13 protein-coding genes and 2 pseudogenes are annotated in these 14,877 nt (G+C 33.8%); 11 read left to right on the top strand and 4 right to left on the bottom strand.

Annotated elements, in window-relative coordinates:
• Positions 1–18 precede the first annotated feature (18 nt).
• The 5 genes from isdX2 (at position 19) to srtB (ending at position 6,360) form a co-directional block, all read left to right on the top strand.
• Complete coding sequence (isdX2, locus tag AC3WVZ_RS21570; protein WP_233935385.1) at positions 19–2,841, top strand: NEAT domain-containing hemophore IsdX2; 2,823 nt, start codon at positions 19–21, stop codon at positions 2,839–2,841.
• A 69-nt stretch (positions 2,842–2,910) separates the two neighbouring features.
• Positions 2,911–3,792: a heme ABC transporter substrate-binding protein IsdE gene (gene isdE, locus AC3WVZ_RS21565; protein WP_233935383.1), complete on the top strand. Its 882-nt coding sequence runs from the start codon at positions 2,911–2,913 to the stop codon at positions 3,790–3,792.
• Between the two features lie 27 nt (positions 3,793–3,819).
• Positions 3,820–4,803 carry a FecCD family ABC transporter permease gene (locus AC3WVZ_RS21560; protein ID WP_088053822.1) on the top strand — a complete coding sequence of 328 codons (984 nt, stop codon included), beginning with the start codon at positions 3,820–3,822 and terminating at the stop codon, positions 4,801–4,803.
• Entirely contained in the window at positions 4,793–5,563 is a 771-nt protein-coding gene (locus AC3WVZ_RS21555; RefSeq protein ID WP_233935381.1) for an ABC transporter ATP-binding protein, read from the top strand. Before AC3WVZ_RS21560 ends, AC3WVZ_RS21555 begins: the two co-directional genes overlap by 11 nt.
• 32 nt (positions 5,564–5,595) lie before the next feature.
• Positions 5,596–6,360 carry a class B sortase gene (srtB, locus tag AC3WVZ_RS21550; protein WP_233935380.1) on the top strand — a complete coding sequence of 255 codons (765 nt, stop codon included), beginning with the start codon at positions 5,596–5,598 and terminating at the stop codon, positions 6,358–6,360.
• A gap of 72 nt (positions 6,361–6,432) precedes the next feature.
• Here the strand turns inward: srtB and isdG are convergent, their stop codons facing one another.
• On the bottom strand, positions 6,433–6,756 hold the full coding sequence (gene isdG, locus AC3WVZ_RS21545; protein WP_000587818.1) for a heme oxygenase: 324 nt from the start codon (positions 6,754–6,756) through the stop codon (positions 6,433–6,435).
• Positions 6,757–7,051: 295 nt separating this feature from the next.
• Here isdG and AC3WVZ_RS21540 point away from each other — a divergent pair, with 295 nt between their 5' ends.
• Complete coding sequence (locus AC3WVZ_RS21540; RefSeq protein WP_001235507.1) at positions 7,052–8,251, top strand: class I SAM-dependent rRNA methyltransferase; 1,200 nt, start codon at positions 7,052–7,054, stop codon at positions 8,249–8,251.
• Positions 8,252–8,289: 38 nt separating this feature from the next.
• On the opposite strand, the gene AC3WVZ_RS21535 is transcribed toward AC3WVZ_RS21540, so the two are convergent.
• Both AC3WVZ_RS21535 and AC3WVZ_RS21530 read right to left on the bottom strand, forming a co-directional pair.
• Positions 8,290–8,484 carry a YwbE family protein gene (locus AC3WVZ_RS21535; RefSeq protein ID WP_001014310.1) on the bottom strand — a complete coding sequence of 65 codons (195 nt, stop codon included), beginning with the start codon at positions 8,482–8,484 and terminating at the stop codon, positions 8,290–8,292.
• Positions 8,485–8,658: a hypothetical protein gene (locus tag AC3WVZ_RS21530; protein WP_001293581.1), complete on the bottom strand. Its 174-nt coding sequence runs from the start codon at positions 8,656–8,658 to the stop codon at positions 8,485–8,487.
• A 168-nt stretch (positions 8,659–8,826) separates the two neighbouring features.
• On the opposite strand from AC3WVZ_RS21530, the gene AC3WVZ_RS21525 reads away from it, so the two are divergent.
• The 3 genes and pseudogenes from AC3WVZ_RS21525 to AC3WVZ_RS21515 form a co-directional block, all read left to right on the top strand.
• Positions 8,827–9,519, top strand: a complete 693-nt coding sequence (locus AC3WVZ_RS21525) for a response regulator transcription factor (protein WP_233935378.1) — start codon at positions 8,827–8,829, stop codon at positions 9,517–9,519.
• A gap of 1 nt (position 9,520) precedes the next feature.
• Complete coding sequence (locus tag AC3WVZ_RS21520) at positions 9,521–10,456, top strand: HAMP domain-containing histidine kinase (RefSeq protein ID WP_000247675.1); 936 nt, start codon at positions 9,521–9,523, stop codon at positions 10,454–10,456.
• 125 nt (positions 10,457–10,581) lie between these two features.
• Positions 10,582–11,472 (top strand): annotated as a pseudogene (locus tag AC3WVZ_RS21515) (ABC transporter ATP-binding protein); the annotation flags it as partial.
• A 114-nt stretch (positions 11,473–11,586) separates the two neighbouring features.
• Here the strand turns inward: AC3WVZ_RS21515 and tnpC are convergent.
• On the bottom strand, positions 11,587–12,990 hold the full coding sequence (gene tnpC, locus AC3WVZ_RS21510) for an IS66 family transposase (protein ID WP_100910632.1): 1,404 nt from the start codon (positions 12,988–12,990) through the stop codon (positions 11,587–11,589).
• Positions 12,991–13,252: 262 nt separating this feature from the next.
• Here tnpC and AC3WVZ_RS21505 point away from each other — a divergent pair.
• A pseudogene (locus tag AC3WVZ_RS21505) lies at positions 13,253–13,964 on the top strand (ABC transporter permease).
• A gap of 37 nt (positions 13,965–14,001) precedes the next feature.
• Positions 14,002–14,871 (top strand): DUF4097 family beta strand repeat-containing protein, encoded by an 870-nt coding sequence (locus AC3WVZ_RS21500; protein ID WP_100650970.1) that lies wholly within the window; start codon positions 14,002–14,004, stop codon positions 14,869–14,871.
• The last annotated feature ends 6 nt before the right edge of the window (positions 14,872–14,877 follow it).

Below are 14,877 nucleotides of genomic sequence, written 5' to 3'. Positions count from 1 at the left end.
AAAGGGAGAGTCGTTCCATTGAACAGGTATACAAAAATTATTGTTGCTATGTTTTTAATGATATTTACATTCGTATCAACATTACAACCACTTGCAGTTCAAGCAGCTACCAAGTTGGCTGACGGTGAATATTCAATTGGCTTCAAAGTTTTAAAAGATACATCAGATGAAGAATCGATGATGAATCAATATTCAGTAAGTCCGGGAACTTTAAAAGTGAAGGATGGGAAAAAGAAAATATCCTTTACATTAACAAATAGTTCATGGATTACGAAATTTGAAACAGAAAAAGCAGGTAAGCTAGTTGCGACAAATGTAATTAGTGAAGATAAAGAAAAAGATACAAGAGTAGTAGAATTTGATGTAGAAGATGTAGAGAAGGTATTAAATGCAAAAGTAAAAGTAGATATTGATTTTTTAAATTATCATCATGAGTACGACGTTCGTATTGCATTTGATCAAAATAGCATTACACCAATTCATGTAGAAAAACCAAATGAAAAAGAGGACCCAGCTAATAAGCCAGATCCAAATGAAACTACCGATCCAGGTCAGAAGCCCGACCAAAAGCCTGACCCAGATCAACAACCAAATTCTAACACAATTACAGATGGTGCGTACAGCATTCCATTTAAAGTGTTAAAAGATCAAACAGATGAAGAATCTAAGATGAATAGTTACATGGTAAATCCAGGAGTATTAAAAGTAGAAAACGGTAAGAAAAAAGCAATTGTAACACTAAAAAGTAGCTCATTAATTAAAAATTTCCAAACGGAAAAAGATGGCGCATTTGTTGATGCAAAAGTAGTGAGTGAGGATAAGGAAAAAGATACAAGAGTAGTAGAGTTTGAAGTAAACGATTTATCTAAAAAACTAAATACAAAAGTATTTATCGAAATGGCATCAAGAAATTATAAGCAAATGCATGATGTACAACTTTTATTTGAACAAGATAAACTTGAACAAATTAAAAATGAAGAGAAAAAACCAGAAGTAGAAAAACCGGAAGCAGAAAAACCGGAAGCAGAAAAACCGGAAGCAGAAAAACCGGAAGCAGAAAAACCGGAAGCAGAAAAACCGGAAGCAGAAAAACCGGAAGCAGAAAAACCAGAAGTAGAAAAACCAGATGAAAATAAAAAACCAGATGCTGAAACAATTAAAGATGGTGAATACAGCATCAATTTTAAGGCATTAAAAGATCAAACAGACGAAATTTCAATGATGAACACATATACAAAAAGTCCAGGTGTGCTAAAAGTAAAAGATGGTAAGAAGTATGTATCATTTACGTTAACGAACAGTTCTTGGATTACAAAATTTGAATTTGAGAAAAATAGTTCGTTTGTTGATGCAAATGTAATAAGTGAAGATAAAAAAAATGATACACGCGTAGTGGAAGTAGAAGTACCAGATTTATCGAAAAAGTTAAATGCAAAAGTAAAAGTAGATATCGATTCAATGAATTATCACCATTTTTACGATATTCAATTTGCATTTGATAAAGGTAGCATTAAGTCGTTAGATAACCAAGGTGAAAACAACAACCAAGGTGAAAACAACAACCAAGGTGAAAACAACAACCAAGGTGGAAACAACAACCAAGGTGGAAACAACAACCAAGGTGAAAACAACAACCAAGGTGGAAACAACAACCAAGGTGGAAACAACAACCAAGGTGGAAATGATAACCAAGATAATAACACAACAATTGATCCAAAAGCTCTTAAAGATGGTGAATACAGAATTGGCTTTAAAGTGTTAAAAGATCAAACAGATGAAATCTCAATGATGAACACATACACAAAAAGCCCAGGTGTATTAAAAGTAAAAGATGGTAAGAAATACGTATCGTTTACATTAACAAATAGTACATGGATTACGAAATTTGAATTTAAGAAAAATGGTTCTTTCGTTAATGCAAAAGTGTTAAGTGAAAATAAAGAACAAAATACAAGAGTAGTAGAAGTAGAAGTAGAAGTAAACGATTTGTCTAAAAAATTAAATGCAAAAGTAAAAGTAGATATTGATTCAATGAATTATCACCATTTCTATGATGTTCAATTTGTATTTGATCAAGACAGTATTAAAGCCTTAGGGAACCAAGGCGGAAACGACAACCAAGGCGGAAACGACAACCAAGGCGGAAACGACAACCAAGGCGGAAACAACAACCAAGGTGGAAATAATAACCCGAAAGTAATAGTTGATCCGAAAAATTTAGTAGATGGCCAATATGATATTACATTTAAAGTATTAAAAGATAAAACAGATGAGATTTCAAAGATGAATGACTATGTTGTAAATCCAGCGAAATTAATCGTAAAAGATGGTAAAAAATATATTGAGATGACGCTGAAAAATAGTGCGTGGATTACGAAATTCCAAACGGAAAACAATGAACTATTCGCTGATGCGAAAGTAGTAAGCGAAGATAAAAATGTAAATACGCGAGTAGTACAGTTTGAAGTAGAAAATCTATTTAAAAAATTAAACGCAAAAGTAAAGGTAGACATCGATGAGATGAACTACCATCATTTCTACGATGTGCAAATTCAATTTGATACAAATAATATCGGCGCGTTAGGAACTCTTAAAGAGGAACCGAAAAATGAACCGAAAAATCCAGTGATTACACCGAAAGTAGATAATGTAAAAACAGTAGGTACTCCTGATTTTAACCGAAATGCAGATGGTCAGAAGAAAAAAGAAGATACAAAAAATGATTCGAAAAAAGAGAAAAACTCAAAAACTGCAGATACAGCACAACTTGGTTTATATATGGTGTTACTGCTAGGTTCACTTGCTTTACTAGTTCGTAAATATAGAGCAGGTAGATTGTAATTTTTGGAGTCTTGATGCATATTCGCGTGCATCAAGACTTGTTTCATATTGTATGGAAAGGAGTGGTGATTGAGAGTGAAGAAAATTGCAAGTGTACTAATGGCTATCATTTTGTTAATGAGTATAGCTGGGTGCTCATCACCAAAAAAAGAAACAGCAAAGCAGGTAAAGAGTGAGAGTAAAGAGCGCGTTGTTGCAACAACAGTGGCTGTTACTGAAATTATGGATGCGTTAGAAGTAGATTTAGTTGGCGTTCCAACAAGCTCTAAAACTTTACCGAAGCGATATAAAGGTTTACCTGAAGTTGGGAATCCAATGAGTCCAGATATGGAAAAGGTAAAGTCATTAAAGCCTTCAGAAGTGTTATCTGTGACAACACTTGAATATGAATTAAAGCCAGTTTTTGATGGTGTGGGTATGAAAGCAAACTTTTTAGATTTAACGAGTTTGAAAAATATGCAAAGTTCTATTAGCGATTTAGGTAAGAAATATGGGCGTAAAAAACAGGCCGAAGCAGTAGTAACTAAATTAGATAAAAAGGTTGCTAGCATTCAAAAAGAAGTAAAAGGAAAGAAAGAACCGACAGTGCTTATTTTATTAGGTGTGCCGGGAAGTTATTTAGTAGCAACAGAGCATTCTTATATTGGAGATTTAGTGAAACAACTAGGTGGTAAAAATATTGTGCAAGGTGAACAAGTAGAATATTTAGCTTCTAATACAGAGTATTTAAAGAAAGCTGATCCAGATATTATTTTACGAGCAGCTCATGGTATGCCTGATGAAGTTGTAAAAATGTTTGATAAAGAATTTAAAACAAATGATATTTGGAAACACTTTGCTGCGGTTAAAAATAACCGTGTTTACGATTTAGAAGAGCGTTTATTTGGAACGACAGGCAATTTAGCAGCAATTGAAGCGTTAGATGAATTGAAAAAAATGATGTATCCGTGATGCATTTTAATATAAAGGAAGAGTAGAATGAATAAAAAAACTTGGAGTTTCCTCATTGTTACTGTATTGCTTATTGTTATGACATCATTGTCAGCGATGAAAGGGAGTTTAGAAGTAGGTATTGTTGAACTTGTACAAGGGATATTTACAGGTGGAAATGAAGATGTTGAAGTCATTAAAGATTTACGTTTCCCGCGTATTATTATTGCGTTGTTCACTGGAGCGGCTCTCGCTGTTTCAGGTGTGCTTTTTCAAGCCGTTATGAAAAATCCACTCGCCGATGCTGGGGTAATCGGTATATCTTCAGGAGCAAGTTTTATGACACTCGTTATTATTACGTTGTTTCCGCAATTCTTTTTCTGGACACCCGTATTCGCCTTTTTAGGTGGTGCGCTTGCATGTTATCTCGTTTATTCGTTTTCATGGAAATCAGGATTAAGCCCGCTTCGCATTATTTTAATTGGTATTGCCATTAATGCAATGTTTACTGGATTAAATGAATCATTCGTTACGATTTGTGGGTATTTTATTAAGAGTATTAAGCAAACGACGACTTCTAATATAACAATGAAGACGTGGGGCGATGTAGAAATAATGGTGACTTATGGAACGATTGGTCTTATTCTTGCTCTGTTCGTAGGAGCTTGGTGTAACTTATTATCGCTACAAGATAAGACTGCGAAAAATTTAGGCTTGCACGTGACGAGAGTTCGTCTTATTATTTCTGCCATTGCAGTACTCTTAGCGGCAGTATCAACAGCGATTGCAGGTGTTATTGCTTTTGTAGGATTACTAGTTCCGCATATTTCAAGACAATTAGTCGGTTCAGACCATAAAGTATTAATTCCATTTTCTGCGCTTGCAGGGGCGTTATTAATTTTGACGGCAGATACAATTGGAAGGTTAATTGTGCCACCTAACGAAATTCCAGCAGCAACAATTATGGCGGTTATTGGTGGTCCATTCTTAATATTTTTGCTTAGAAAGAGTGATAAAGTTCATGGAAATTAAAAATGTAACCTTTTCATACGATAACGTAACAAATCGTTTAAAGTCTGTTAGTAGTGAAATAGAAATTGGGAAAATTACAACAATCATTGGACCGAATGGATGTGGGAAATCAACATTACTTAGTGTCATGTCTAGAAACCACGCTCCTAGCAGTGGAGAAGTAATACTTGATGGGAAAGCGATTGGTGAATATAAACTGAAAGAGTTTGCTAGAAAGCTAGCAGTTGTCCATCAACAAAATGAGGCTCCAGCAGATATTACAGTGGAAAAGCTAATAAGCTTCGGGCGTATGCCATATAAAAATATATTCTCTCCGCAAACAGATGAAGATAGAGAAGCGATTGAGCGTGCACTAGTATGTACGAATTTACAAAGTAAGCGTGATAAGCCAATTTATGCTTTATCTGGTGGAGAGAGGCAGCGAGTTTGGATCGCGATGACATTAGCTCAAAATACACCAATGCTCTTCTTAGATGAGCCGACCACATATTTAGATATTTACTATCAGTTAGAAATATTAGAGTTAGTGAAAGAGTTAAATGAAGTGCATGGACTAACGATTGTAATGGTATTACATGATATTAATCAAGCCATTCGTTATAGCGACCATATTATCGTTATGAAAGATGGAGAAATTATTACGAAAGGTATTCCTAATGATGTAATAACAGAAGAAATGGTTAAAGCAATATATGGTGTAGATGTCATTGTAAAGCAGGATGAAGATACCGGATTGTACATGGTACCTATGGGAATCTAAAGGCTGAGCATAATCCGTTTTGAGGTGATAATTTGAATAGTAAGAAAGGACGGAAAAAGAATTCTTTTTTTCAACGCATACTTACAATTGTGTTTTTAGGAATCTTTTTCTATTCAATGTATGAGTTGGGCGGGATTTTCATGGATTATTATGAAAATCGTAAAGTAATGGCTGAGGCACAACATATTTATAAAAGAAGTCCAATGGAAGAAAAATCAGAAAATGGAGAGGTACGTAAACAGTTTCAGGATCTCCAGAAAATTAATCCAGAGATAGTCGGATGGATTACGATGGATGATACACAAATTAATTATCCAATCGTTCAAGCAAAAGATAATGATTACTATTTATTTCGTAATTATAAAGGTGAAGATATGAGAGCGGGAAGCATTTTTATGGACCATCGTAATGATGTGAAATCTCAAAATCGAAATACGATTTTATATGGCCATCGTATGAAAGATGGTTCTATGTTTGGTAGTTTAAAAAAAATGTTGGATGAAGACTTTTTTATGTCTCATCGTAAATTATATTACGATACATTATTTGAAGGATACGACGTTGAAGTTTTTTCAGTATACACGACAACAACGGACTTTTATTACATTGAAACGGATTTTGGAAATGATGCAGCATATGCATCGTTCTTAAAGGAAATTCAAGAAAAATCACTGTACAAAACGGATACGGAATTGATGGCTAATGATGAAATCGTAACACTTTCTACTTGTGATTATGCTCTTGATCCAGAGGCTGGAAGGCTAGTTGTACACGCAAAATTAGTAAAAAGAAATTAAAGAAAAAAGTATAGAATATGAGAAGTGATAGATAACGCTTCTCATATTCTATACTTTAAAAAAGGACTGTTCTTACTGTGCTGCAGCCATTGGCATACGTACAACTTTTACATCATAGTAAGCAATTTTATTATCAAGAATATATTCTGGCATTCCGCCTTGATGTGAGTGAGCATCTTTAAATGCAGCGCTCTTTGTCCAACCTTGGAAATCTTCTTTTGCATTCCAGCGAGTGCTAATTGTTACTTCATCATAATCAACTGTATTTTGTGTTAAAAGAACTTCTAGACCTAAAAAGCCTGGCATCGTTTCAACTTTACCTACTTTATTAAAACGCTCAATTAATTTATGCCCATTTCCCTTTGTAATTTTAGCTGTATTTGTAACAATAATCATGTTTATTCCTCCTATAAATGTAGCTATATTTTCAAGAACTCATATACATCAAATGATAATGAAAATCATTATCATTGTCAATGGTAAATGTGAAATATATAAGTTTTTTTCTATTATTTTGGACAGTGAGATGTTCATTTCAAAACGTAGTAAATATGTGGCGGTTAAGTGCGAGAATGAGCTAGTTGTACTAGCAAAGCAATAATATGGTATAGTGAAACGAGGCTGTTTTTTCAGTCTCGTTTTTCAAATGCTTCCTGTAGAGAAAGCATGCAAATGGAAAGGAAGTTATTATATGCGATTAGAAGTAACTGTAAAAATAAAACCGAAATTTATAAAAGAAATTAAAAGTGGATATCCGCTTATTTTAAAAGATGCGATTCAAAATTTAAATGATGTTCGTGAAGAAGGAACAATCATCAAAGTAGTAGATGAGAAGAACAACTTTGTCGGAAAAGGTTATTATGGAAAGCAAAATAAAGGATACGGCTGGATTTTAACGAGAAAAGAGAGTGAACAAATTAATCAATCTTTCTTTGAAAGTAAAATCAAATCTGCCCTACATAAACGAAAGCAATTTTATAAATCAAGTGATACGACAGCATTCCGTGTGGTGAATGGTGAAGGTGATGGTCTTGGAGGATTAATTATCGATTATTATGATGGCTACTACGTAGTAAGTTGGTATAGTGAAGGGATTTACACTTTCAGAGATGAGATTATAGCCGCTCTTCAAAAAGTAGCAAACTTTAAAGGTATTTATGAGAAAAAGCGTTTTGATACGAAAGGGAAATATATTGAGGGTGATGATTTCGTAGCAGGAGAGCGCGGCGAGTTCCCACTTATCGTAAAAGAGAACGGTGTGAACTTTGCGGTTTATTTAAATGATGGGGCAATGGTTGGTGTATTTTTAGATCAACGTAACGTTCGAAAACAAATTCGTGATAAATATGCAAAGGGAAGAACAGTGTTAAATATGTTCTCTTATACAGGTGCTTTCTCTGTATTTGCAGCGCTTGGCGGAGCAAGTAAAACGACGAGTGTTGATCTTGCAAATCGTAGTTTAAGTAAAACGATTGAGCAGTTTAGTGTAAATGAAGTTGATTATGAAGCACAAGATATTATTGTAGAAGATGTATTTCTTTACTTCAAATATGCAGCTAAGAAAAAGATGAAATTTGATATGGTCGTACTTGATCCTCCAAGCTTCGCCCGCTCAAAAAAATATACATTTAGTGCAGCAAAAGATTATAAAAATTTATTAAAAGAAACAATTGCTATTACAGAAAATAACGGTATTATCGTTGCTTCTACAAATTGTAGCGCATTCGATATGAAAAAGTTTAAAGGCTTTATCGATACAGCCTTTAAAGAAATGAATGGCAAATATAAAATATTAGAAGAACATTCTTTACCAGAAGATTTCCGTACCATTGATCAATTTAAAGAAGGAGACTACTTAAAAGTAGTTTTCATCGAGAAAATTAAAGGTTAATAAAGAAAAGGAGCTCGAGTTTACTTGAGCTCCTTTTCTTATTGAACGATATTTTGTACTCTACCGACTTGTCCGTCCTGCAATCGCACTTTAATGCCATGCGGATGGGAAGGGGAGTTTGTTAAAATATCTTTTACAATTCCACGTGTTAATTTGCCTGTTCGTTGATCTTGTTTTAATACAATATCAACTTCAAGACCGGGCGCGATATTAGAACGTTTTTGTCCGTTCATTTACACACCTGTACGTCTACGTTGGTTGTTTGTTTTCTTTGTTTGTTGGTTTTGTAATTTTTTCGTTTCTTGGCTTTGATTTTTTGTATTTTGACCATTTCCATTTCCTTGCTTTTTCTTAGCAAGTTGTTCGCGCATTAAATCAGCTAAGCTTACTTTTTTGTTTTCTGACATGATAAGTCTCCTTTATATAAAGTTAATTATGAACAATCGTAGTGAATTTCATCATATCATTGTTAAGGAAGGAAGGGAAGTTGGTTTGAAAATTCATATAATTGTTTCCAGTCTGTAGTAGTTACGATACAATTGGATTGTTAACGTTTGTAAAAAGGGGATAGACATATGTCACATCATATTTTATTAGTTGAAGATGATATCTCAATTCAAGAGATGGTGGAAAAGTATTTAATAAAAGGGGGTTTTCAAGTAACAATTGCGTCTGATGGAGAGGAAGGCGTGAACACATATTTAAAAGGTTCATTTGATTTGATTATCCTTGACATTATGATGCCAAAGCTAGATGGCTTAGAAGTTGTACGAATCATTCGAGAAAAAAGTGCTGTTCCGATTTTAATGATGTCGGCAAAAGATACAGATGTTGATAAAGCTGTTGGATTAGGACTTGGAGCAGATGATTACATTTGTAAGCCGTTTTCTATGATTGAATTAGCTGCACGTGTAAAAGCGGGTATTCGGAGGTCTACGAAATATTCGGCTACAGAAACAACAGAAAAGATGATTCAAATTGGTGATTTAACAATTGATCCAATTAATTTTACAGTTGAAAAAAACGGGAAGTCTCTCAAACTTACTTTAAAAGAATTTGAGATTTTAAAGCTATTCGTAAAGAACCAAAATCGTGTATTTACGAAAGCTCAAATATATACGTTAGTTTGGAATGAAGAGTATTACGGTGACGATAACGTTATTAATGTTCATATGAGAAGATTGCGTGAGAAAATCGAAAGTGATCCATCTAATCCAGAATATATTAAAACGTTATGGGGCATCGGCTATAAGTTGGAAGTGATGTAATATGGTCAATTTGTTAATAGGTATTATTTTTATATTGTTATGTGTTATTTATATGCAATATAGAATGAGAAAAAATAGTAGTGAAAATTTACGATACACATATGAAAAGTTAGAAAGTATTGTAAATGACAAAACAGGCGAGACGTTACTCGTTATGACAGATGATCTAGAATTGCAAAAATTATTAGTGGCAATTAATCAATTATTAGATGCAAAACAGAAAACGAATGCAGATCATGCAAAAGTAGAAATTTCGATGAGAAAAATGCTTTCAAATATTTCGCATGACTTGAAAACACCACTAACAGTCATTCTTGGATATACAGAAATGTTAAATAAGGATAAAACGATAAATAAAGAAGAACAACAAATATTACTTGAAAAAGTGCATACGAAAACACTAGAAGTGATGGAGTTAATTCATAAGTTTTTTGACTTGGCAAAATTAGAATCTGGTGACAAAGCAATTGAAATGACAAAAGTAAATATGAATGAAGTATGCCGCGAGAAGATTTTATCATTTTATGATTTAGTGACGACGAAAGGTTTTCAGGTTCATATTGATATACCAGAAAGAAATATATACGCACTTGGAAATGTAGAAGTATTAGGTAGGGTATTGAATAATTTAATATCAAATGCAATTACATATGGAGACGATGGAAAGGCACTCGGTATGACGTTAAGAGATGATGACACGGGCGTGTATATAGATGTATGGGATAAAGGAAAAGGGATTGATGAATCTCATATTGATAAAGTGTTTGAGCGTATGTACACACTTGAAGATTCAAGAAATAGATTGTACCAAGGAAGTGGTCTCGGATTAACGATTACGAAACGGCTTGTGGAAGCGATGGACGGGAAAATCCATCTTTCTAGTAAACCGTATGAAAAAACAATTTTTACAATTGTATTAACAAAGATACAGTTTTAGCTTGTAGAGCAGTAGATTCTACAAGCTTTTTTTCAGCGTAAGGAATTTGTAAGAAACGGGTAAGAAAAAAGAGATTTCCGTTGTCTATTATAGAAATATAGAGTATTGCGAAAGGGGAAAGTAACATGACATATATATTAAAAACAAATCAGTTAACGAAAGTGTTTAAAGGGAAAGAAGTTATTTCCGGTGTTAACATGCATGTGAAAAAAGGAGAAATTTACGGTTTTTTAGGACCAAACGGTGCTGGTAAAACAACGATTATGAAAATGATTACAAATTTAATAAAACCGACGAGTGGTGATATTGAAATCTTCGGTGAGAAATTAACAGATACATCTTATGAAGTATTAAAAAGAATGGGGACAATTATTGAATACCCAATCTTTTATGATAAATTAACGGCGAAAGAAAACTTAGACCTACATTGTGAATATATGGGCTACTACGATAAAAATGCAATTGACCATGCTTTACATTTAGTGAAACTACAAGGGATAGATAATAAAAAAGTAAAAGATTTTTCATTAGGAATGAAACAACGACTCGGTATTGCAAGAGCAATCGTGACAAAGCCAGAATTGCTCATTTTAGATGAACCCATTAACGGTTTAGATCCAATTGGTATTAAAGAGTTACGAGACTTATTTAAAATGCTCTGCAAAGAATATGGCATTACATTATTAGTTTCTAGTCATATTTTAGGTGAGATGGAACTAATGGCGGATACAATTGGTGTGATTCAAAATGGAAAACTAATAAAAGAAGTTTCAATGAAGAGTATTAACGGAAAACAAACAGAGTATATTGAAATCACTGTTCCTGATGTGAAACGTGCAACTTATATTTTAGAAGATAAACTTGGTATAAAAAACTACAAAATAATGAGTGGAAACATGATTCGGGTTTATGATACGTTAGCGTCTCAGCAGGCCATTTCAAAAGCACTTATTATGAACGATGTGGAAATTGAAAGTATTAATAAGAAACATAGTTCCTTAGAAGAATATTTCGTAACTACTCAGCTTCTTCAAATAAAAAAACAGGCCAAATACATGTTTCCGATTCGAAAACATGAAAAGAAAATACTCCAATCAGAGAAAGAATCTATGCCAAATAGAGAAATTCTCTTATGAAGTCGTGTTATTCCAAGGAACCGTTCTAGTTTCTATGACTTGGTTTATCGCTTGTAAGACCGATTGTTTTTGTTTTTTCATGGTACTCATAAAGCTTCGTATCTGACAAAAAGATTCTGCGCCTTTCTTACTTCGGAAAGTCCCAGACACTTTCTGTTTTACTTTCGTCATCCGAATATCCCGTTCTGCTTGATTGTTATCAAATGGAATGGCTGGATGTTCTAAAAACGCTAGAATTCTGTCAGAATACTTGACGAAGCGATTCCATAAATTTTGAGAAGGCGTCTGCTTTCCTTTCTTCTTTTGTTTCGTGGAAAGAATCTGTTGTTCTTTCAATATGGATTGATACATAATAAACAGATTCTTTTGCGTCGCTTTTGGCATGGTACCTTCGGATTGCTTTTTCATCGTCAACGCTTGCGTTAGAAATTTCTGCATCTGTTGTGCCCATTGTTCTCCAGTACTATCTATAATTCCTTGTAAATCTCGTAAGAGATGGGCATTACATAAAACGTGACGACAATCTGTATACGCATCATACGATTTCCAACCATCATGCATCGCAATTCCAGAAAAAGATGGCAAGATTTCTCCAGCATCCATTGCTTCTTTTCCACGTTTTTGATGAATATGTTGCAATGTCACCTCCGGTGTACTGGCAGTATGTAACCATTGTGTTTTGTTTTCTACACGCATACCAGTTTCATCAAAATGGACAACAGGAGACTGCAGAATCTTTTCCTTTACTTCTTTTATGAATGGCTGCAATTGAGAAGCGAAAGCCTGTGTATGATTTACCAGGGTTCCTTCGCTTATAGAATGTCCAAAACAATCCTGAAAGAATTCTTTTGTTCGCTTCAAAGAAATGCATTGATAATGCGTTAAATAGGGAATCAGTCTTTTTATATTTGGACCATATTGAACAGGACGAGATACTGTCGAAGGAAATTGGGCTTCTTGGATAGAATGGCAATGTGGGCATTCTTTCTGTTCTACTTTATGTTCTGTCACTTCGATCTGAATAGGTGGTAAGTCATACACTTGGCGAATGCGATACCCTTTTACAGGCTCGTGGTTCAAGGAAGTATGACAACAAGTACAATATGTAGGAGAATGTGTAATCGTATGATCTGGAGTCGCTGTCAAACCAAGAGTATGTCCCTTGTGGCCCAACTGGCCACCCGTTTGACGATGAGACGGTTTGCGCAAACTTTTTGTAACGGGCTTACCCAAACCATCTGTAGAAGGTGGCTTATGACTATTTTTGGAGTTTTTTTTTGAAGCATTTTCTAGTTCTTGTATACGTTTTTCTAACTTAGAAAATGTTTCTTCAAATAAAGAAATAACAGCTTCAGGTCCTTTTTTATATGTATCTAAAATAATTTTTCGATCGACCATAAGATTCACCTCCCCTGTTTGATATACTCAGTATTTACAAATGGGAGGCATATGAAACTAGTAAAATTTAAAAAAGACACCGAAAGGTGGCTGAGTAGTTACAATATTTCTTAAATGTAATGGATGGAGAAGGTATTCATGCTTAATGGACTGTGGCTGAACCTGGTAAGTGGATTTATCGTAATGCTAAGCTTCGTTACTGCTGGAATTAGAATGTTAGCAGCGTAGAGACAGGTATATAAAGAATGGAGGCGTAATTTATATGTTTAAATTAATGAAGCTCGAATGGAAGAAACATAAATTATCTAGTTACTTTAAAGGGGTAGCAATTTGTATTATAGCAATTTTCGCTGCAGTAAGCCTTATGGCGTGGGGATCTAAGGTAGAGGATGATTTGATGTTCTCTAGCTATATGGAATACATGTCTTTAGCAAATATTCTTATTAGAATTACATTTATTATTTTTGCATCGGTTATTTTATCACGTTTAGTGATCGATGAATACAAGAACAAAACAATACAGCTACTATTTATGTATCCACTGCAAAGGAAAATGCTAATGAGTGCGAAATTAACAATTGTTTTTTGTTTTTTGTTTTTGTTTTGTGAGCACGATTATCGCTACTTTCATTATTAGTTTGCTCATATTCTGTATGAATCCAATAATGGGACTACTTGAAACGCCTGTTACGATGGGGGAAATAATAGCTATCGTTCCAGCTACTATTATAAGTGCATTTATGATATCTGGTATTAGTTTAATTCCTTTATTTTTTGGAATGAGAAAGAAATCAACACCGACAACGATTACTTCTGCAGTAATAATTGGGATGATGATGAACAGTAACGTTGGTCCTGGAAATGGTCAAGTAAGTATGTTTGATTTTATAGCTATCCCAATCGTGCTCTGTTTATTAGGAATTTTCATTAGCTATCTATCGTTTCGTAAAATTGACAAGATAGATGTGGCGTGAAGCAAGCTTAAAACAAAAACGAACTGGGGTATGAATAGTGAAAAAAATGATAGTAATTGCAATATTATTCATTACAATTGCTAGTGTAGTTTTTGGTATTAAGGTATTTCAGGGGAAAGATTTTAAGAAAGAAAAGTCTTTTGATATAAATAATATAAAAGCAATAGAAGTAGACAATGAAAATTGGAATCTTGAGTTTAAAAGTACAGACGCTAATAAAATAGTAATTTCTGCTCAAGGTGAACAAGCAGATAAAGAGATAGATCCTGTCAAAATAGAAAATGATGAAAATAAAATTATGGTTAAGCAAAAACAAGAGGCGAACAAATTTTTTAATGGTTTTACGTTTAGGAAGAAGGATAGTATATGTATAGCTATTCCGAAGAAAGAAATAGATAAAATTGTATTAAATAATAAATCAGGTGATGTGAAAATAAGAGATATAGTAGTAAAAAGTATCGTGACGAAAGGCAAATCTGGGGATGGAATGATTGTAGGACTAACAGCCGAGAAAGGTGAATTCATATCGCAAAGTGGAGAGTTAGTTGTAAAAGATAGTTCAGTACAAGAATTAAATATAAAGTCTACGACTGGTGATAACTATATCACAAATGTAAGTAACTCAAATATGAACATCACTTCAACATCTGGGGAAGTATTGCTGAAAGATATGATAGAAGGAAAATCATTATTTATAGAAACAAAATCAGGGGATATTGGCGTACGGTATAAAGGTGTCCCGGCATCATTGAAGCTTATGGCTAAAAGTAATTCGGCTGACGTAATAGTAGATTTAAAAGGACTTAAGAAAGATAAAAGTACAGAAAAAATAAAAGTAGGAACGATTGGTGATGCAAAAAACAAAGTGGAGATTTTAAGTAAGACAGGGGTCATTTATATTGATTAAGTCTTA

The organism is Bacillus sp. CPT56D-587-MTF, assembly GCF_058792335.1.
The sequence above is the reverse complement of the archived record's forward strand: the minus strand, read 5'-3'. Positions and strand labels throughout refer to the sequence as shown.